The organism is Embleya hyalina (assembly GCF_003967355.1).
In the GTDB taxonomy this organism is placed as follows: domain Bacteria; phylum Actinomycetota; class Actinomycetes; order Streptomycetales; family Streptomycetaceae; genus Embleya; species Embleya hyalina.
In genome coordinates this window covers 929,592-948,213 of the sequence record NZ_BIFH01000013.1, presented here as the reverse complement: position 1 = coordinate 948,213, position 18,622 = coordinate 929,592, and the positions used below count along the sequence as shown (strand labels likewise).

The window sequence follows — 18,622 nt, the reverse complement described above, 5'->3', positions numbered from 1 at the left end:
ATGTAGTAGTCGACAGACTTTCGTCCGCACCGGCACGTCGCGTCGTCCATCTCGACATGGGCCGTGCCGCGCCGGGCCGAAGCGTCGACTGCACGCTCCCGCGCATATCGGTCGCGGCGGAAGGACTCGCTCTCGACTTCGGAGGAACCGTGACTTACGGCAGCGCCCTGCGCGAAGAGATTTCCCGCCCCCGAACGACGCCTCTCATCGGCATCTACGACATGTACTCCGCGTCCATCGCGGCCCAGCACTACGGAGGCTTCTTCGTCTCCGGATTCGGCTTCGCCGCGTCCCACTACGGCTTGCCCGACATCGGCTTCATCGCCTGGCCCGACATGGTGCACTTCGCCGAGCGCCTGCGACTGGCCTTCCCCCGGCACCACGTGCTCGTGGACATCGACGACGGTTACGTCGACCCCGAGGTCGCCTGCCACGTCGTGCAACAGCTCGAACGGGCAGGCGCTTCCGGGGTCATCCTGGAGGATCAGCAACGTCCGCGCCGTTGCGGTCACGCGGACGGAAAGCAAGTGCTGCCGCTGGACGAGTACTTGACGAAACTGAACCTGGTGCTCGAATCGCGGACCGACCTGCTCGTCGTGGCGCGCACCGACGCGACGGAGGAGAAGGAGATCCTGCGGCGCGCCGCCGCACTCGCGGAGACCGACGCCGACGTGGTTCTGGTGGACGGGGTCCGCAGCATCGAGTGGATCAGTCGGATCCGGGCCGTGATCGGCGACAAACCGTTGTTGTTCAACCAGATCGCCGGCGGCAAGTCACCACGGCTCTCGCTCACCGAACTGACCGAACTGGACGTGGACGTCGCGATCTACAGCACGCCGTGCCTGTTCGCGGCGCACAGCGCCATCGACGCCGCGCTCGCCGACCTCGCCTTCGCCGACGGACGGCTCCCCCAGGTGAACGAGGGTGCCGGCATCGGCGTCCGCGAGTCGACCGAGCTGTTGGAGAAGAACATCAGCCGCCACCACTCGGCCCGGGACGCGGTCTCGGTGTGACCGTACCGATCTGGTCGCCCACCCGTCCGCCCATCCGCCGCCGTCGCCGTCCGCCTCGCCCACGACGAGGAGTCCCGACCACGTGCGAGCACTGAACACTCTCACCGTCACCACCCTCGCGGCCGGTCTGCTGTTCGCGGCAAGCCCCGGGGTGTCGGCCGCGGCCGACACCGGCGGACAACCGGCCCCGACACCCGAGGCCGCGTCCACCCCGGTCGTGCAACTCGCGCCAACCGTAACGGTGTTGCCGGTCGGCAGCTTCAAACCCGATTCGGTGCTGGAAATCGATCGATCGCTCAACGCGGCGACCGGCGGCGTCGTCGGCAGCGACCTGGAGGGAGGGGACTGAGTCCGGCGGCGGCCGAACGGGTTCGCTTCCGGCTCGGCCGCCGCCTCCGACCCGACTCCGCACCACCCATGCCCCACCACAGCACCGAAGGAAGTCATGCAGGACGACACGCCCGGCCACCGTACCCGGCTCCTCGGGACGATGCGGCGACTGCCGATCGACCCCTACATCGCGGCCCTGCTCGGTACCGTCGCCCTGGCCGCGGTCCTGCCCGCTCAGGGTCGGGCGGCCTCGACGTTCGGCGTCGGCGCGGACGTGGCCATCGGGCTTCTCTTCTTCCTCTACGGCGCACGACTGTCCACCGGCGAGGCGGTCGCCGGACTCCGCCACTGGCGGCTCCATCTCACCATCGTCTGCTGCACGTTCGTCGTCTTTCCCGCTTTCGGGCTCGCCGCCTCGGGCCTGGTTCCACAGGTACTCACCCGGGACCTGTACATCGGACTGCTGTTCCTGTGCGTCGTCCCGTCCACCGTGCAGTCCTCGATCGCGCTGACGTCCGTCGCGCGCGGAAACGTGCCTGCGGCGATCTGCGCCGGTACGTACTCCAGTCTGCTCGGCATGCTCGCGACGCCGTTGCTCGCCGCGTGGTTGATCGGCTCGCGCGTGGACGTCTCCGCGTCCGGGCTGCTCTCCATCGGCACACAACTGCTCGCGCCGTTCCTCGCCGGTCAACTCCTGCGCCCCCGGCTGGGCGCGTTCGTCACCCGTCACAAGACGTGGCTCGGGCTCGTCGACCGTGGTTCGATCCTGCTCGTCGTGTACTGCGCGTTCAGCGCCGGGATGGTCCAAGGCGTCTGGCAACAGGTCACGCCGGCACGGCTGGCGGCGTTGGTCGTGGTGACCGCCGCGCTGCTGGGCGCCACGCTCGGCCTGACGGCGACGTCGTCCCGACGGCTGGGCTTCACGGTCGAAGACCGGATCACCATCGTGTTCGGTGGCGCCACCAAAAGCCTGGCCGCGGGCCTGCCTATGGCGGCGGTCCTGTTCGGTGCCCACGCCGGGACGACGATCCTGCCGCTGATGCTGTATCACCAACTGCAACTGATCGTCTGCTCCGTACTCTCGGGCCGCTGGGCACGCCGCCCGGACAACGCCCGCGACTTCGCCCACGTTCCGGCCCCGCCGGCACCCTGCGCCACCGAGCCAACCACGGTTCCCGCCGGAAACGACGACCGACCTCGAACCGGCGATCTCGCAAACGAACACCCCTGAACACCCCACGATCGGCGCTGTCCGCATCGGGGTTTCTCGCGTCGCCCGAACCCCCCCGGGGGCGGGTGGGATCGCGCCCTGTTCAATGATGGGGCGTGGCTCGTTCCAAGCTTGTGCTCCGGGTGTCCCTGTTCCTCGTCCTGCTGATGTTCGCCCTCGCGTTTTCGGTGCCTGTGCCGTACGTCGTGGTCCGGCCCTCGTCGACGTTGGACACCCTGGGCGAGAACGAGGGCCGGCCGGTCGTCGAGATCTCCGGCCCCGCCAGGGTGTACCCGACCACCGGTCGACTGCTGTTGACCACGGTCGGGGTCGGCGCACGCGGCGAGAGGCATCACCTCGGTTCCCTGCTGCGCGCGTGGTGGGACACCGACAAGGCGGTCGTGCCGAAGGAGTCGGTCTATCCCGACGGGAAGTCGGGCCAGCAGGTCCTAGAAGCCAATCTCCGGGACATGAACAAGGCACAGGACAATGCCACGGTCGCGGCTCTCGCGTACCTCGGTATGTCGACCGAGCAGGCGAAGCCGACGTTTCACACCGGCAGGGTCGGTGGGCCGAGCGCCGGGTTGTTTCTCGCCCTGGGCATCGTGGACAAACTGTCCGGGCAAGACCTCACCGGCGGACGCACCATCGCCGGCACCGGCGCGATCGACGCCGACGGCCGGGTCCGCAGGATCGGTGGTCTGCCGATGAAGCTCCTGGCCGCGAAACGGGACCAGGCAACGGTGTTCGTCCTTCCGAGGGCCGAGTGCGGCGAGGCGGACCGGGCGGGCAACGGCGGATTGCGACTCGTCCCCGTGGAGACCCTGGCCGGTGCGGTGGATGCGTTGAAGGCGCTCGGGACGGGAGGCAAGGTCCCGTCGTGCTGAGAGGGCGGCCGTTGCCGGTCACTCGTCGGTCTCGTCCTCGGTAAAGGGTCGCGGCGCGGTCGGGGTGGCCCTCGGGAGCTTAAGTTGCATTCGTGATGCGTATTAAATAGCGTGCTCCGCATGCGACTGGCCATGTTCACCGATGTGGCGCTGCGGACACTGATGTGTCTCGCGGCCACCCGGGACGAGTCCCTGACCACCCGCCGGGTGGCCGAGGCGATCGACATCCCGTACACCCACACGGCCAAGGCGGTCGCACGCCTCCAGCACCTCGGCCTGGTCGAGGCGCGACGCGGTCGGGGTGGCGGTCTGAGCCTGGGGCCGGGCGCCGCGTCCGCGTCCATGGGGACGCTGGTCCGGGAACTGGAGGGAGCCGGCGACGTGGTGGCCTGCGAGGGCGACTCGCCGTGTCCGCTCGCCGCGAACTGCCGTCTGCGCGGGGCGCTTCGGCGTGCGCAGGAGGCCTTCTACGCCTCGCTCGACCCGATCACCCTCGCCGACCTGATCGCCTCGCCCACCGGCCCGACGCTGATCGGCATGATCGCCCGGGCGCCCACCGCGTCCGGCTGATTCGTCCCGCCCCGACCTTCCATTCCTCGCCCGTCTCACGCCCTTCGCCCACCTCCCCCGCTCTTTAATACGCATCTGTGATACCAATTAGGAGTCGTCATGTTGTCCGAGCAGGCCACAACCACCGTCCGCGCCACGCTTCCGACGATCGGCGCGGCCATCGGTGACATCACCGACCTCTTCTACAAGAAGTTGTTCGCGGCCCACCCCGAACTCCTCCGCGACCTGTTCAACCGCGGCAACCAGGCGGACGGTTCGCAAAAGCGGGCGCTGGCCGGTTCGATCGCCGCGTTCGCCACCGCGCTCGTCGAGCACCCGCAGGTTCGTCCCGACGCCCTGATCGCCCGCATCGCCCACAAGCACGCGTCGCTCGGCGTCACCCGCGACCAGTACGTCGTCGTACACACCCACCTGTTCGCGGCGATCGTGGATGTGCTCGGCGAGGCCGTCACACCCGACGTCGCCCGCGCGTGGGACGAGGTCTACTGGCTGATGGCCAACGCCCTGATCGCCGTCGAGGCCCGCCTGTACGCCGAGGCCGGCGCCGTCGACGGAAGCACCTGGCGCGACTGGGAGGTCGTGCGGCGCTCGCGCGAGACCGCGGACGTCGTCACGTTTCGGCTGCGGCCGGTCGACGGCGCGGACGCACCACGCTTCCGGCCGGGACAGTACGTCTCGGTCCAGGTCGAACTCGCCGACGGTGCACGGCAGATCAGGCAGTACAGCCTGTCGGCGGCGCCCGCCGAGACCCTGTCGATCACCGTCAAGCGGGTGCACGGCACGCCCGACGGAGAGGTGTCCAACCACCTGCACGCGCACGTGCGGGAAGGCTCGCGCCTGACCCTGTCCGCCCCGTACGGCGACGTGCCGTCCATCGACGCCGACGCGCCGCTGCTGCTGATCTCCGCCGGCATCGGCTGCACTCCGATGGTGGCGATGCTCGACCACCTCGTGAGTGTCGACCACGCCGGACCCGTCACCGTACTGCACGCCGATCGTTCTCCCGCCGAGCACGCCCTGCGCGCGCGACACACCCGACTGGCCGCCGAACTGCCCTCGGCAGCGGCGCACTTCTGGTACGAATCGCCCGACGCGGAGGGCACCACCGAGGCCCGCGCGGGACGCATGGACCTGACGGACATCGCCGTCCCGACCGCCGCCCGCGCCTACCTGTGCGGCCCGCTGCCCTTCATGCGCGCGATACGCGCCCGGCTCATCGAACGCGGCGTCCCCGCCGCCGACATCCACTACGAGGTCTTCGGCCCCGATCTGTGGCTCGGCGGCGAGTAGCGTCGCCCCTCGCCCGTCGCCCCGACACACCGGGGCACGGGACGGGCGGCGCGGGGTGTCACATCGTGTTGACGATCAGGCCGATGTGGGTGAAGTAGTTCAGCCCGCCGAAGAACAGGAAGGCCAGTCCGGACAGGGTCCAGGCCACTCCGACCACGCGAACCGGCCAACCGTTGGGGCGGAGCAGGGCGAGCGGGAACAGGATCGCGCCGATGCCGACCAGCACGTACAGACTGGAGATGAAACTCGCCTCCAGCATCGGGTGATCGGCGAACTCGCCCGAGATCGGCTCCTCGGGAGGCGCGGCGAACAGCGTGTACTTCCAGCCCGCCGCCGCGATCCCGAAACAGGCGAGGCCCATGCCGAACACGAAGACCGAGATGGGCGACGCCAGTCCCGCGGTGCGGATCAGCCGGTCGGGGTCCTCGGCCAGGGCGGCTCCTCGTTTCCAGAGGTACAGCGACGCGCACGCGAGCAGCACGCCGAAGCCGAGCGACGGCTCGCCGAACACGATGTTGTCGAACGGGAATCCCTGACCGGCCAGCGGCCAGGTGAGGGTCATGTGCAGACCGGTCGTGATCAGCACGAACGCCAGGGCCCCGAAGGCAAGCGCCCACGCCTCCGGAACGATCCTGCGCCCGGGTGAGAGGAGTTGCCACCCCAGCGCGACCACGAGCAGCAGCCCGGCTCCGGCCGCCACGGACATGATCGTGTTGTAGGTCGGCATCTGGTTCCAGTCGATCTTCAAACCGGAGGCCGCGAGATTGTACGCACCTTGACTCATATTCGGACAATAATCACCAAGTAGCGCAAATCACTCGATCCTTCGGCCACCGACGCCGGCATTCACCCGATTGCGACCCGACCGGCGCACCGGCACCTGACACCCGGCACCCGGCACCCGGCACCCGGCACCCGGCACCGGACAGTGCGCGTCGACATCCGAGCCCGCGTCGGCGGGCCGACGGGTCGGGTGGGTCGGCCACCGTCCGCAGCGGACTGCGGCGGAGGCCGACCACCCGTGGGGCGCCCGGGCGGGGGCGGCGTGGTTCAGGGCAGTAGGCCCAGGCCGCGCAGCAGGATGGGCAGGGCGGCGACCAGCAGGCCGCAGAGGATCTTGACGGCGCGGATGATCTGGCGCCTGCCGATGGTGAAATCGGCTTCGACGGCGATCGTGATCCAGGGCTTGCGTCGCCCACGCTTGTTCTCGCTCATGTGTCCTCGCTCCTCCGAACACGCGGACCGGTGTTGTACCGACCTGTGTGGGGAGCGTAGGGACGGCGTTCGGGTGCGAGGTAGGCATGATCGGGCACGAGAAATCGTGCCGAGCGACTTCGGATTTCACATGGTCGGACGCGGTGGGTGGAATTCGGCGGCAATGCGGATTCGACGGTCGACGGCGCCGCCGGGCCGCGGAACGGCCAATCCGAACCGTGCGGCGATCAAAGGGCGTTCAGACCGTCAGGACCGCGCGGTAGGGCGGGGGATCGCCGTCGTCCTCCGGCCCGGACAACGAGCCGGCGACCGCGGCGCCGTCGCACGCGACCCATGCGTGGAATCGGAACGGATCCGGGGCCGCCCCCAGGCACCAGTCCAGGCGGCGTCGGTGTGCGGCGGACAGCAGGACGGCGGCCAGCGAGAGCTCCAGGCATGCGGCGCGCCCCGGGAACCGGCGCGCGATGTGGCGCAGGGCCGCGAGGCATTCCTCGGCCCGACGCGGGTCCTCCGGGACGGAGGCCCATCGGCCCCGGGTCGCGCGCACCGCGCGATGTACGACGGCGAACGGGAGCCGCACGGCGAGCGCGGCGCCGAGCAGGGCGACCCGCGGGCCGAGGGCCGAGCGTCGTGGGCCCATCGGGCGTCGTTGCGACATCGCGCGTCGTCGGGATGTCGCACGTCGTCGGGCCATCGCACGCCGTCGGGCCATCGGCCGTGCCCGGGTCGCGGCGCCCGGAACGGCGCCGGCGCCGTCGCTCCGAGCGGGGTTCGCCGCCCGCGAGGGGGCTTCGGCGAACCCGAAGCGGGCGGCCCACCCCCGGGCGGACGACCGCGCCCCGACCCGACCCTCGCCTTCCGCCTCCACCAGGCCGAGCGCGGTCAACTGTCGCAGCAGCGCGGTGCCGTCCGCGATGATCCGCTCGCGCGGCAGGTCCGGGTGCCGCTCCGCGACGGCCGCGACGCTCTGCGCGAGGCTTCGTCCGGACGACCAGCACTGCCAGAAGTCCCGGGCGCCGGAGTTGAACACGTACCACTGGCCGTCGGCGCAGTCGAGCACCACCACGCCGCCGTCGGGCATCGTCTCGTGGCGCACGTGCGCGGGAATCCTCACGATCCTTCCTCCCGCCGGGCACGCAACCACACTTCCGTGGCCACGAGTTGCCGGATCGCGCCGAGCGGTACCGCGACGCCCGCGGTGAACCGCGCCAGGCTCCGCAGCACCGCCGCCGGTTCGACGATACCGGCGTCCGCCAGGGCCGAGTCCGCCCACAAGGCTCGTAGCCACGGCTCGGCCCGCCGCGCGCCCAGGTATTCCTCGCGGCTGTAGTCGCCCTTCGTCCGGCGGCCGAGCACGGCGGACGGAACCGTGCCGCGCAACGCCGCCGCGAGCAACGGCTTGCCGCCCGCGGGGTCGACGCGCTCCCCCGGCGCGACCGCGAGACACGCCCGCACCACCCTGTCGTCCAGGAACGGCGCGTGCACGTCGACGCCGTACCGGTGGCCGAGTTCGCGCAGGTGGCGTTGCGCGTCCGCGGAATGCCGCAGTTCGCCGGCACCGGCGACGTGCACGGCCGCCGCGGCGCCGTCGAGGTGGTGTGTGCCGTCGCACGCCACCCGCTCCGCGCGGTCCGCGAGCGCGCGACGCGTCGCCGGTGTCAGCCACGACACCGCCTCGCCGACCGGCGGCCACCACGTCACGCCGTCGATCCACGAGGTGGGGCCGTCGGCGATCGTCCCCGACCGCAGCGCCGCGGCGAGGTGTACAAGCGCCTCGGAGCCCGATGTCCGGGCCGTACGCAGCGCCCGCGCCGCCAACGCCGCGGCGGAGGTGTCGTGGCGTCGGGCCTGCGCCAGACAGTGCCGGGCGAACGTACGCGCGTGCCCGCGGCTCGCGACATGTGCGAGATACGCGGGGGGCGCGCCCAGAACCGCGTCTCCGCCCTCACCGGTCAGATGGCTGTCCAGTGGGCCGACGGCGGCCAGGCGCAGCAGCGACCGACCGCGGGCGAGCATCCCCGGCACCGGCTCGTCGTCGTCGGTCCGCCACACGGGCGCCGTGTGGGTCGGTTGGCTTCGGGCGGCGTCCCGGTCGAACGGCAGTGTGTCGTGGCGGCCTTCGACCACGATGTGACGCAACCGGTCGTCGAGACGGGCGAGCCGCCGGGCATGGGCCAGGTCGCCCGCCGGGGCATCCGGGTGGTGGTAGGTCACCGCCGACACCGGCCCATGCCCGGCGCGTGCCGCGAGGAACGCCAGCGTCGTCGAGTCGAGTCCGCCGCTGAAGTCGCTTGCCACGGCGCCGGCGGCACGGCGCGCGGCCACGGCCTCGGTCAGCGCGTCGCGCAGCGTGTGCGCGCCGCGCGCGAGGGGGTCGATACCGAAGAGGGTCCCGGTGCGGCCCACCACGGGCGGCGCGCCGGGCCGTAGTCGAAGAACCGCGCCGCCCGTCACCCGCGCGACGTCGTGGAACGGGGATCGGTCCGCCCACAGTGGAGGCACGTGCGCGCAGGCGATCCGCGCGGCGGCGGTGACGGCGTCGGGCTCGCGGTCGTGCAGCCGGGCGAGCAGGCGCGCGTGCGACGCGGCGACGGCCCATCCGTCCGCGCGCGAGACGAACACCGGGTACTGTCCGGCCAGATCGGATCGAATGCGCACGCCGTCGCGGGCGGCCACGACGCACACGTAGGCGCCCGGCAGGTCGAGCCCGCGACCCACCCGGCCCTCGCCACCGTCGATCCCGTCGGCCCGGATCCCCTCGCGTTCGATCATGTCGCGAAGCTCGCGCGCCAGCCGGTCGTCGGACGCCAGGCAGTGACCCAGTACCACCATGCGCACGTCGCGGTACACCGCCGAGCGCACCTGCCCCGGCCGCCATGCCCCGTACACGCGCAGCCCCGGCAGCGCCGACCACACGGCGGTGCCGGGCAGGCCCAACGATGCGGGGTCGGCGGGGGGTTCGGCCGGCGACCGTGCGGGCCGCTCCCGGATCGCGACGACGAACCCGGGGGCCACGGCGACCTCGGCGGGCCGCGCGCGGCCGGGCGCCGTCGCGGAGGACGGGTTCACCAGTAGAACTGCGAATTCGCGTCCGCCTTGCCGCTGGCGGCACTGCCCTTGGTGGCCCGGCGCACCGAGCCGACGGCGACGACCATCGGGGCCTGGTATGCACCGGCGGCACCCTCGGGTGATTCGCGCGCTTCGGGTGATCCGGGTTCTTCGGGGGATACGGGCGCTTTCAATGCGTTCGGTGCGCCCGGTGCTTCCGGTGCCTCAAGTACCTCAAGTGCCTCGGGTGCGGAAGTCTCCGGTGATTCCGGCATGCGAGCGTCGCCAACCCTGCGCATTCTCCCCAGCCTTCGACTCGTCACCGCGGCGGGCGCGAAACGTTTTCTCCACCATACAAGCGGTGGTCGGCTTTCGACCCCACCTCGGGAGGACCCGGAAATTACGGGTGTCGGACCCGACATGAACCTTTCGGAATGAACGAATCGAACACCTCGGACCGGCGACAATGCCCAACCTGAAACGTAATCCACCGCGAAATCAACGATTTTCGGCGAAACCCGCGCCTTGAATGCCCAGGATGAGCGCGCCGCGGGCGATGGCGTCGGGGAGCCGGCTCGGCTCCAGGCGGAAGCGCGGATGTTTCGCCTCCGGATCGCCGGGGCCCACCAGTTCGGGACGGGAGGCGTCGAGGCGGACCGCGGCGAGCGCGGTGCGGTCGATCGCGGACCGGCAATCCGCCAGGATCAGGTCGTGCGCGGAACCCAGCGCCCCACCGAGCAGGACGAGACTCGGGTTGAGCACGTTGCAGACGTTGCCGAGGACGAGGCCGAGGTGGAACGCCGCCTCGCGCAGGACCCGCAGGCACACCTGGTTGCCGGCCCGGGCCTTGTCGGCGATCTGGTAGAGGTCGGTCGGCTGCGCGGCGACGGGCAGCTGCCCGAGGCCCGAACGCACGTTGCGGATCAGGGTGTTCGCCCCGATCAGGGTTTCCAGGCAGCCGCGTCCGCCGCACTGGCAGTAGTCGCCCTCCGGATCGACGACGATGTGCCCGATCTCCGCCGCCGAGCCACTGCCGCCGCGGATCACCTGGCCGCCGACGACCAGCCCGCCGCCCACGCCGGTCGCTCCCTTGATCCACAGCAGAATCTCCGCGTCGGGGTGGGAGTGCACGCTCTCCGCGAGCGCGCCCAGCGTGCCGTCGTTGTCCATGACCACGCGCAACTCGCCGCGCAGCGTGCCGGGACGTGCCTTGTCGCGCAGCAGCCGCTCCAACTCCGCGCGCGGCTCCGGCTGATCGCGCCACAGCGGGAACACCGGAGGGGTCAGCAGCCCGGAGCGCGGATCGACCGCGCCCGGGACGGCCAGCCCGACCGTCGCCATGTCGTCGGGCGATTCGCCCAGTTCCTCCGCGAGCGCGGTCACCGCCGCGAACACCGCGTTCGACCACGCCTGGACACCGTGCCTGGCACCCACGTCGTCCTGCCTGCCGACCGGCGCCAGGTGCGGACTGTCGACCCGCCGGGCCACCACCGACGTGCGCTGGAAGCCGAGTTCGACGCCCACCGCGACGCCGGTCAGCGGTTGCAGGTTCACCTGCTGTTCGCGTCCGGACGCCTGGCGCCGCACCACGTGCTCACCCTCGAGGGCGCTGAGGATGTTGCCCGCCGTCGCCGCCGCGATGCCGGCGTACTTGGCCACGTCGGTCTGGTTCCCGCCGCGGATCATCAGGGCCTGCAGGACGCGGCGGCGATTGCCGGCATCGCCCGCCCTGAGCAGGGTACGGAGATCGGCCACGAATTCCCCCGATGGGTCGGCGAACGAGCGAGCGCGTCGGCGATCGTTCACAGTGAAGGCGCTTGCACCCGAAACGCAGGCTAATACTTCATTTCGTATCCGGTGGGACTTCGGACCGAATCGTCGAACCCCCCGGAATGAACGCCGCCACTCGGCAGGCGATGTGTCACGAGTCATACCCGATGTACGACGCGTCGAGACGATCGCACACGCCGAACCGGCGGATGCCATCCATGGTCACCCGGGGGCCCGCGGGCACGTCCACCGTCACGCCGGTCGGACCCATCGTATCGACGAAGAACGCCGGGCCAGGACCGGTGCTTCCGGTTCCGTCCACGCGACGGACGCCGGATGTCCCAGGGGCCGTCGGCGAGAAGCCGTCGCATTTTTCGAGTGAGCGGGAGCGGGCGTGCGCATCGACGCCGGCCCGCTCCCTGTCGATCGCCGCCCATCGGGTGTCGGACGGCGTCGGCGGGGTTGGTATGACAGGGAACGCGGAAGCCGGCCACGCTCGTTGGCATCGTCCCCGCTCGTTCGTGCCAGGATTCGGGGATGGAGACGACCGACGTCACGCGTGCGATCGCGGCCGCGACCTCGGTCGCCGCGTCGCTCGGCCTGCCGGCCGACGAGGCGACCGTTCTGCACGACTCGAACAAGTTGGCCCTGCGGTTGACCCCGTGCGACGTCTTCGCCCGGGTCGCCCTCGTGGGACAAGAGGTCGCCCGATTCGAGATCGAACTCGCGCAGCGGCTCGCCGAGGTCGGCGGCCCGGTGTGTCCCTTGGAGCCTCGGACGGACCCGCGTGTGCACACGCGCGACGGCTTCGCGGTGACGCTGTGGACCTACTTCGAGCCCGTGACACCGCCCCCCTCACCGGTCGACTACGCGCGGGCGCTGGAGCGGCTGCACGCCGGCATGCGCGCGGTCGACGTGCCGAGCCCGAGATTCACGGACCGGATCACGGAGGCGGAGGAGGTCGTCGCCGACCCGGATCGCTCGCCGGAACTCGCCGACGCGGACCGCGTGTTCCTGAGCGGCAGACTGGCGCGCCTGCGTCGGGCGATCGAAGGCCGCGGCGCCGTGGAGCAGTTGCTCCACGGCGAACCGCATCCGGGCAACGTGCTCGGCACGACGAACGGCCCGTTGTTCGTCGACCTCGAGACGTGCTGTCGCGGACCCGTCGAGTTCGATCTCGCCCATGCTCCCGAGGCGGTCTGCGAGCACTACCCGGGCATCGACCGGGAGCTGCTGGACGAGTGTCGGCAGCTCGTTGTCGCGATGGTCGCCGCGTGGCGCTGGGAGCTCGGCGACCGGTTCCCGAACGGGAGGCGATTCGGAGCGGAACTTCTGCGCCTGCTGCACGAGGGTCCGCCCTGGCCGACACTCGACACGGTGACCAGGCGAATGCGGCACGGAACCGCGTGACGAGACCATCGCCGGCACAACCCCATGCGTACCGGCCCCGCTGAACCATGGCGTCGACGACCCACCGGCGGCGGCGGTTCGAGGCGGGACCCGACGCTCGATCAAGGGCCGCCCGTTCGCCTGTTTGGTCACGATATGCAACGTAAGCGACATAAAAGTTGGTACGCTCCCGGTCGTGACGCTGACACCCAGTTTTCGGGCGCACGGACTCGACCGCATGTTCCTCGGATGGGAGGAGCGCGACCCGGGGCGTTCGGACGTCTCGGGAATCGCACATTTCGAGGGTGCCCCACCGCGTGTGGAGGACCTGCGCGCGTGGCTGGCGGGCTTCGTCGATGTCCTGCCGGGACTGACCTGCCGGCTCACGGGCTCGTCGCGGCGCGCCCGATGGGTCCACGACCCCCACTTCGATCTCGCCCGGCACGTCGTGGAGGTCGAGGTGCCGAGGGACACGCCCCTCGAAGCGGTGGCGGCCTCCGTGCTCGACCGCCCGCTGGAACGGGATCGGCCCGACTGGGACCTGTCGCTGATCCACGGCTACGAACCCGGCTGCTACAGCCTGTGTTACCGCGTCCACCACTGCTGCCAGGACGGCGGCGCGGCGTCCCACACGCTGCGCACCGTACTCACCGGCGCCACCCCGACCGGGACGAGCCGACCCGAACCGCTGCCGGGCCGGGCGGTGCGGGCCGCCGGGCTGATGGGCCGACTGCTGGGCGAGATCGCCGGGACGAGCGTCGCCGGGGCGACCGCGGCGACACCGCTGTCGGGGCGACGTCGTCTCCTGTACGCCCACGTGGACAGGGCACGCCTGCGACGCGTCGCCCAGCCGCTCGGCGGCGGCCCGAACGAGGCCCATCTCGCCGCGCTCACCGGCATGTTGCACCGATGGTCGGCGGCCTCCGGAGTACGGCTGCACCGGCCCGCGCTGTTCCTGGCCGTCGATGCCCGCCGTCCCGACGACCCGCCGTCGTGGGGCAACCGTGTGCTCGCCCTGCGGTTGCCCCTGCTCGGCGCGTCCAGTTCGCCCCGGGAGCGCCTGGTGGACCTCATCGCCCGAGGCGCCGCCGCGCAAGGTCATCGCGCGGCCGCACGGGACCTCGTGCGGTGGCTGCCCGGCCGCCTCTGCGGTTGGCTGCTCGGGCGGCAACTGCACCCCCGGCATGTCATCGGCGGCAGCACCACGCTCCTGTTCACCCCCGGCGCGGGCCTCGACCCGAAGTTCGTAGCCTTCCATCCCGCCCTGCCGCCCGGCCACCTGTTCGTGGCGGCCCTGCTCGTCCACGGCACGAGTGCGCAACTGTGCCTGGTCGTCGACGAGGCGCTGCCCCTCGGGGAGCGGATGGCCGACTTCTACCTCCAGGCACTGGCCCACCTCGAGACGCCGGCGCCGCCCGTCATCCCGACCCAGCCTCCGCGGGCGGAGCCGATCCACCCGTGAGGCTGCTGATTCTCGGCGGAACCTGGTTCCTCGGCCGCGCCCTGGCCGAGGAGGCCGTCCGGCGCGGCCTGTGCGTCACCACGTTCAACCGCGGCCTGTCGGGCCCCGACACACCCGGCGTCCGGGCCCTGCGCGGCGACCGCTCGTCGCCCGAGGCCATAAGGAGCCTGTCGGCCTGCGGCCCGTGGGACGCCGTGATCGACACCAGCGGCTACATCCCCCACACCGTTCTGCACGGCGCGCGCAGCCTCCACGAGGCGGTCGACCGGTACGTGTTCGTGTCGAGCGCCGCCGCCTATCGCGACTGGCCCGAGCGGCACGTGAGCGACGAGTCGGCGATCCGGAACTGCCCACCGGACGCCACCGGTTCACCGCACGGGTCCGCGCGGCCGTTCGCACCGCAGCGGTACGGCGAACTCAAGGCGGGCTGCGAACGCGCCGTCCGCTCCGTCTTCGGCGAACGGTCGACGATGCTGCGGGCCGGCATCTTCGTCGGCCCGTACGAATACGTCGGCCGCCTGCCGTGGTGGCTGCGGCGCGTGCAACGCGGCGGGACCGTACTCGCCCCCGGAGATCCGAACCGGCAGGTGCAGGTCACGGATGTCCGCGACATCGCCGCCTTCGCCCTCGACGTGGCCGCGGGCTCGCAGGACGCGTCGTTCAACCTCACCACGCCCCTCGACGGATCGCTCACCTTCGCCCGATTGCTCCGCGCCTGCCGCCTGACCACCGGCTCCACGGCCTCCTTCGCCTGGGTGGAAGACGCCCTCCTCCAACGCTGCGGCATCAGCCCTTTCACGGAATTGCCCCTGTGGCAGCCCGGACCCCGCGCATGGACCATCGCGGCCGACCGCGCACGTGCCGCCGGATTCTCCTGCCGTCCCATCGAGGAGACCATCCACGACACCTGGACGTGGATGACCACCGGCGACCCCGCCGTGGCGCACCCCCGCCACGACGAACACGGAATGGAACCGGCCAAGGAGCAGCAGATCCTCACCACCTGGCGTCTGCGAACCCACCTCGGCCCCGCACGCAGGGCAACACGAGCCACAAAACCGAAACCCGCCCCCACCCCCGCAACCACAGCACCACATCCCTGACCGAAGACACCGACGAGACCGAACCCGCTGAATTGGAGCGCTCGCGTACCGCCGCGTGCACCGACGCGAGTCTTGTCTGCCCGGCTTCCCGGACGCTCACGGAAACCGGCCGTTGCGGCCCGAGTTCGATCCCTCGCAAAACCCGGGCCGAGTGTTCTCGGATCCGGTCTCCCGCGAGACCGGCCGGAACGTCTCGGTCAAGGCGGGCTGCTCCTCGACGAGCACCGAAATCAGGTCGCTGACACGACCCTCGTCCGGTGCGACGACGATGGCGGTCGCACCGGACGAGATCCATCTCACGGCCGCGCGTCGAGCCGCGCCGTCGAGATCAGCAATGGATAGGACGCGTCGATCGCACGGCTGCCGGGCCGGTTGCCGTCGGTCGTGGGTGGGGTCATCACGAGCGCCGGCGTGTACCTTCCCGGGTGCGCCCACATCTGCTCCCAGGTCACCGCGCCACACAACCAGGCCGGAGCGAGATCCCTGACCGTCTGATCGCCAGGACCCCAGGTCGGGCTGCGGAGCAGTCGTCCGGGCCCCCGGGCACCGGCCTGGACCGGGCCGCCCACCACGATCCCGTCGCGCAGTACCAGCAGGACGGGATACACCTCGGTGGCGTTCAATCCGGTCGGCGACGACGGGGTCAGGGTGGCCACGGCCGTCGGACGACCGTCCGGCGCCCCGGCGGGATGCTCGATCGTCAACGGCGACAGCCCGAACCCGTCGTACCGCTCGGTCGTGGGGTATCCGATCGGCCGGCCGCACGTGAACGGGCCCGGCTCCTGTGGGCCCCACGCGGGCGCATCGCGGGGAATCGGCGCGGCGGCCGTGGTGGACGGATCCACGGAGCCCGCCCCGCGCGCGACAGCGGCGATCACCCCCCGCACCGCAGACGGCCACCGCCATCGTGACTCCGGCCGCGCGCAACCAGCGGCGACGCCGGCGGCGATTCGGCCTCCCTCGTCAGCTCGACCATGCGGGATATCCATGGGCTTTCGCGTCCCTGTCGGCCTCCATGGGCGCCAAAGCCCACCAGCGGCGCCGGCGCGACGAGCACTCCGACCGGCACACCGCCGCCCGGCGCAACCTCTTCAACCGGCTGCTCGGCCGGCTCCACCACTGCCTCGAGAACCGCCGGCCATTCGACGAATTCGCCGCCTTCCCGCCGTCGGGCGAAGCCCTCGGTGCGGCGGGAAGGCCGAGGACCACTCAAGCCGGAGGTTTCACCCAGGAAGCCAGACGTTCCCCGACTGCCAGATTCTCGCGCCAGTAACGGAAAACGGTTCCCTGGACGATGTCGAGCCGCCCAGCCGCGACCAGGCCGGAGGCCGGACTCGGCCCGCCCGCATCGGCCTCGAAGGCAATCAGCACGGAAGGTATCTCACCGACCTGCCGAGCAACGAGTCGGACCTCGTCGGGCGTCGGCGCACGAAACACCGGGTCCTGGAAGAAGGACGGGCACGTGACGAAGACCGGGTCGCCGAACACCACCTCCAGGCCGTGGGCATACGAGATGTCATGCCCGGCACCCAGACGCAACCGCCCGGGGGTCCAGTCGACAATGTCCCAGTCCCACCATGACCCTTCGGGAAGCTCGATCACGGCTCGTTGCCCGCCCTGCACCGCGCGGTCAATCGGGAAGCACCAACGCGCATGCGCTCGGCATCGACCTTGAACAACACCGTCACACCCTGCTCTGCCAACGACTCCATGACCCGCGCTACGCCCATTGCGTCCCCACACCCCCTGCCCGAAATCGAACAGCCAGAAGGCTACACCGGCCGCTCACGACCCCCGCTTGACCGCTTGGCAGCGTGAGGTGTCTACCGCGCCGGCCGCGTCTGCCTGCTCGGCGACGCGGTCCACGCGCCACCCCACCGAACCGGCGGTTTCGGCGCCAACGCCGGCATCCAGGACGCCTGGAACCTCACCACCGAACGGGTCTCGGTCCTGCGCGGCCACGCCGACCCGCGACGGCTGGAGGACTACGAGCCCGAACGTCGCGCAGTGGGTCGGATCACCGTGGAGCAGGCACTATTGCGTGCCCGCGACCGCGCCCTGGTCCCGATCGAGGACCGCCCGCTGCTCGGCGAGGCGGCAGCGGCCATCGGCTATCGATACCCGATGCCGGGCGACGATCCGGCCGCCGGACCACCGGTGGCCGCCGAGCCGGACCGCCGGCGCGGCGAGCCCGGTACCCAATTGCCGCACTTGCCCCTGCCCGGCGACGACGGGCTCCGTTCCACGCTCGACACGGCATACCTGCGCCGCCGAATCGCCCCCGCAACGGAACGGCCCGCCGACGCCTGCGGCATCGGCGACCACGGCGCCCTGCTGATCCGTCCCGACCACGTGATCGCCTGGCGCACCAGCCACCTCGCCGCCGCCGCGCGACGGGCGTGGGGAGCCGATCGCCCGGCACCACGCCGAGCATCCGCGACCGGCGGCCGGTGCGGCCGGCCGCCGGGGGGTGCGGTGGGTGTGTGGTTGCGATGGCGTCAGAAGGTCACGTCGGAGCAGGAGTAGAAGGCGTTGTCGGTGTCGTCGATGGTCCAGACGGCGAAGATCACCGCTCGGCCGGTGCGCCCGGTGGGCAGGGTGCCGGTGTGCACCTCGTGCGTGCCGGGCTGGGCTCCGTGGTACGGGACGTTCAGGAACGGGGTGCTCTCGATCTGGGCGCGGGTGATCGGTGTGGCGGGGTTCCAGGTCGGCTTGGTGACGTAGTACCGGAACGAGGTCGTCGAGTGGTTGGCCTGGATCTCCCACGTGAAGGCGAACCTGGAGCCGGAGGTGAGCCGGGTGGTGGGCCACTGGCCGCCGCGCGGGTCGTCGAGCGGGGCCCAGCGCTCGTCGGCGCCGGCGCACAGTTGCCCGTCGGGCGGTCCACCCGCGGGGTAGCCCTTCGGGCCCTCGACGCTCTGTGGCTCCCACTGGATGTCGCCGCAGTCCTGGACCGTGCCGTCGTAGCAGTACGCGGACCGGCTCTCCGGGCCGGAGATGAATCCGTGGGCGGAGGCGGCGGGCGCGGGCAGCAGGAAGGGCAGGGCGAGCACCGAGGCGCTCAGCGTGGCCAGGACGTTCCTCTTGCGTAGCTTGCGCATCGAACTTCTCCTCGTGAACGAAGTCGTGCCGGGACGGGCAGACTCGTTCGGACGCGGCCTCGGATCGATCCGCGCGCGTGTCGAACCGCGCGTGCGCGCGTGCGCCGGAGCGTGGTCGTCGAGTCGATGGGACGTCGAATACCGCATCCGAACGTGGAACCACACGGTCCGGATTCGGATCGTGTCGGGCGCGACCTGCGCGTGTCGCGTACGTTCGTTGCCGGGGGCGCGTTC

Annotated in this window: 18 protein-coding genes and 1 pseudogene; 10 read left to right on the top strand and 9 right to left on the bottom strand. The window is 71.3% G+C overall.

The window, feature by feature from the left end; genetic code table 11:
* The first annotated feature begins 149 nt into the window (after positions 1 to 149).
* The 6 genes from EMA17_RS04095 (at position 150) to EMA17_RS04070 (ending at position 5,300) form a co-directional block, all read left to right on the top strand.
* Positions 150 to 1,013 (top strand): isocitrate lyase/PEP mutase family protein, encoded by an 864-nt coding sequence (locus EMA17_RS04095; RefSeq protein WP_126635448.1) that lies wholly within the window; start codon positions 150 to 152, stop codon positions 1,011 to 1,013.
* Positions 1,014 to 1,095: 82 nt separating this feature from the next.
* The gene (locus tag EMA17_RS04090) at positions 1,096 to 1,362 is read left to right on the top strand and encodes a hypothetical protein (protein ID WP_126635447.1); all 267 of its coding nucleotides are present in this window, start codon (positions 1,096 to 1,098) and stop codon (positions 1,360 to 1,362) included.
* A gap of 96 nt (positions 1,363 to 1,458) precedes the next feature.
* The gene (locus tag EMA17_RS04085) at positions 1,459 to 2,574 is read left to right on the top strand and encodes a bile acid:sodium symporter family protein (protein ID WP_246126428.1); all 1,116 of its coding nucleotides are present in this window, start codon (positions 1,459 to 1,461) and stop codon (positions 2,572 to 2,574) included.
* Positions 2,575 to 2,669: 95 nt separating this feature from the next.
* Positions 2,670 to 3,440, top strand: a complete 771-nt coding sequence (locus tag EMA17_RS04080; RefSeq protein WP_246126427.1) for a S16 family serine protease — start codon at positions 2,670 to 2,672, stop codon at positions 3,438 to 3,440.
* A gap of 120 nt (positions 3,441 to 3,560) precedes the next feature.
* Positions 3,561 to 4,010, top strand: coding sequence for an RrF2 family transcriptional regulator (locus EMA17_RS04075; protein ID WP_126635446.1), 450 nt, complete (start codon positions 3,561 to 3,563; stop codon positions 4,008 to 4,010).
* 99 nt (positions 4,011 to 4,109) lie between these two features.
* Positions 4,110 to 5,300, top strand: a complete 1,191-nt coding sequence (locus EMA17_RS04070) for a globin domain-containing protein (RefSeq protein WP_126635445.1) — start codon at positions 4,110 to 4,112, stop codon at positions 5,298 to 5,300.
* A gap of 58 nt (positions 5,301 to 5,358) precedes the next feature.
* Here EMA17_RS04070 and EMA17_RS04065 read toward each other — a convergent pair whose 3' ends face one another.
* The 6 genes from EMA17_RS04065 to EMA17_RS04040 all read right to left on the bottom strand — a co-directional run bounded on the left by EMA17_RS04065 (position 5,359) and on the right by EMA17_RS04040 (position 11,318).
* Positions 5,359 to 6,084: a DUF981 domain-containing protein gene (locus EMA17_RS04065; RefSeq protein WP_126635444.1), complete on the bottom strand. Its 726-nt coding sequence runs from the start codon at positions 6,082 to 6,084 to the stop codon at positions 5,359 to 5,361.
* Between the two features lie 266 nt (positions 6,085 to 6,350).
* Entirely contained in the window at positions 6,351 to 6,515 is a 165-nt protein-coding gene (locus EMA17_RS51605; RefSeq protein ID WP_160161308.1) for a hypothetical protein, read from the bottom strand.
* A gap of 238 nt (positions 6,516 to 6,753) precedes the next feature.
* Positions 6,754 to 7,629: a lasso peptide biosynthesis B2 protein gene (locus EMA17_RS53790; RefSeq protein ID WP_246126426.1), complete on the bottom strand. Its 876-nt coding sequence runs from the start codon at positions 7,627 to 7,629 to the stop codon at positions 6,754 to 6,756.
* Positions 7,626 to 9,584 (bottom strand): asparagine synthase-related protein, encoded by a 1,959-nt coding sequence (locus EMA17_RS04050; RefSeq protein WP_126635442.1) that lies wholly within the window; start codon positions 9,582 to 9,584, stop codon positions 7,626 to 7,628. The genes EMA17_RS53790 and EMA17_RS04050 overlap by 4 nt, the downstream gene beginning before the upstream one ends.
* Positions 9,581 to 9,838: a lasso RiPP family leader peptide-containing protein gene (locus EMA17_RS55205; protein ID WP_281290430.1), complete on the bottom strand. Its 258-nt coding sequence runs from the start codon at positions 9,836 to 9,838 to the stop codon at positions 9,581 to 9,583. Before EMA17_RS55205 ends, EMA17_RS04050 begins: the two co-directional genes overlap by 4 nt.
* 223 nt (positions 9,839 to 10,061) lie before the next feature.
* Entirely contained in the window at positions 10,062 to 11,318 is a 1,257-nt protein-coding gene (locus EMA17_RS04040) for an ROK family transcriptional regulator (protein WP_160161307.1), read from the bottom strand.
* A 552-nt stretch (positions 11,319 to 11,870) separates the two neighbouring features.
* On the opposite strand from EMA17_RS04040, the gene EMA17_RS04035 reads away from it, so the two are divergent.
* The 3 genes from EMA17_RS04035 (at position 11,871) to EMA17_RS04025 (ending at position 15,287) form a co-directional block, all read left to right on the top strand.
* Entirely contained in the window at positions 11,871 to 12,743 is an 873-nt protein-coding gene (locus tag EMA17_RS04035) for a phosphotransferase (RefSeq protein ID WP_126635439.1), read from the top strand.
* Positions 12,744 to 12,918: 175 nt separating this feature from the next.
* Positions 12,919 to 14,184, top strand: a complete 1,266-nt coding sequence (locus EMA17_RS04030) for a wax ester/triacylglycerol synthase domain-containing protein (protein ID WP_126635438.1) — start codon at positions 12,919 to 12,921, stop codon at positions 14,182 to 14,184.
* Positions 14,181 to 15,287, top strand: coding sequence for an NAD-dependent epimerase/dehydratase family protein (locus tag EMA17_RS04025; protein WP_174861296.1), 1,107 nt, complete (start codon positions 14,181 to 14,183; stop codon positions 15,285 to 15,287). Before EMA17_RS04030 ends, EMA17_RS04025 begins: the two co-directional genes overlap by 4 nt.
* Before the next feature lie 296 nt (positions 15,288 to 15,583).
* Here EMA17_RS04025 and EMA17_RS04020 read toward each other — a convergent pair whose 3' ends face one another.
* On the bottom strand, positions 15,584 to 16,165 hold the full coding sequence (locus EMA17_RS04020) for a hypothetical protein (RefSeq protein ID WP_126635437.1): 582 nt from the start codon (positions 16,163 to 16,165) through the stop codon (positions 15,584 to 15,586).
* 331 nt (positions 16,166 to 16,496) lie between these two features.
* Positions 16,497 to 16,889: a hypothetical protein gene (locus EMA17_RS04015; RefSeq protein WP_126635436.1), complete on the bottom strand. Its 393-nt coding sequence runs from the start codon at positions 16,887 to 16,889 to the stop codon at positions 16,497 to 16,499.
* Positions 16,890 to 17,123: 234 nt separating this feature from the next.
* Between EMA17_RS04015 and EMA17_RS04010 the strand changes: the two are divergent.
* Positions 17,124 to 17,813 (top strand): annotated as a pseudogene (locus EMA17_RS04010) (FAD-dependent monooxygenase); the annotation flags it as partial.
* Here the strand turns inward: EMA17_RS04010 and EMA17_RS04005 are convergent.
* Positions 17,786 to 18,388: a lytic polysaccharide monooxygenase auxiliary activity family 9 protein gene (locus EMA17_RS04005; protein ID WP_126635434.1), complete on the bottom strand. Its 603-nt coding sequence runs from the start codon at positions 18,386 to 18,388 to the stop codon at positions 17,786 to 17,788. The pseudogene EMA17_RS04010 and the gene EMA17_RS04005 sit on opposite strands and share 28 nt — an antisense overlap.
* Between the last annotated feature and the right edge of the window lie 234 nt (positions 18,389 to 18,622).

What these genes read in the sequence shown, in the direction of transcription:
- EMA17_RS04085 (WP_246126428.1), top strand. Translation starts at nt 1,459, where the DNA reads ATGCAGGACGACACGCCCGGCCACCGTACCCGGCTCCTCGGGACGATG.
- EMA17_RS04075 (WP_126635446.1), top strand. Translation starts at nt 3,561, where the DNA reads ATGCGACTGGCCATGTTCACCGATGTGGCGCTGCGGACACTGATGTGT.
- EMA17_RS04070 (WP_126635445.1), top strand. Translation starts at nt 4,110, where the DNA reads ATGTTGTCCGAGCAGGCCACAACCACCGTCCGCGCCACGCTTCCGACG.
- EMA17_RS04065 (WP_126635444.1), bottom strand. Translation starts at nt 6,084, where the DNA reads ATGAGTCAAGGTGCGTACAATCTCGCGGCCTCCGGTTTGAAGATCGAC.
- EMA17_RS51605 (WP_160161308.1), bottom strand. Translation starts at nt 6,515, where the DNA reads ATGAGCGAGAACAAGCGTGGGCGACGCAAGCCCTGGATCACGATCGCC.
- EMA17_RS55205 (WP_281290430.1), bottom strand. Translation starts at nt 9,838, where the DNA reads ATGCCGGAATCACCGGAGACTTCCGCACCCGAGGCACTTGAGGTACTT.
- EMA17_RS04035 (WP_126635439.1), top strand. Translation starts at nt 11,871, where the DNA reads ATGGAGACGACCGACGTCACGCGTGCGATCGCGGCCGCGACCTCGGTC.
- EMA17_RS04005 (WP_126635434.1), bottom strand. Translation starts at nt 18,388, where the DNA reads ATGCGCAAGCTACGCAAGAGGAACGTCCTGGCCACGCTGAGCGCCTCG.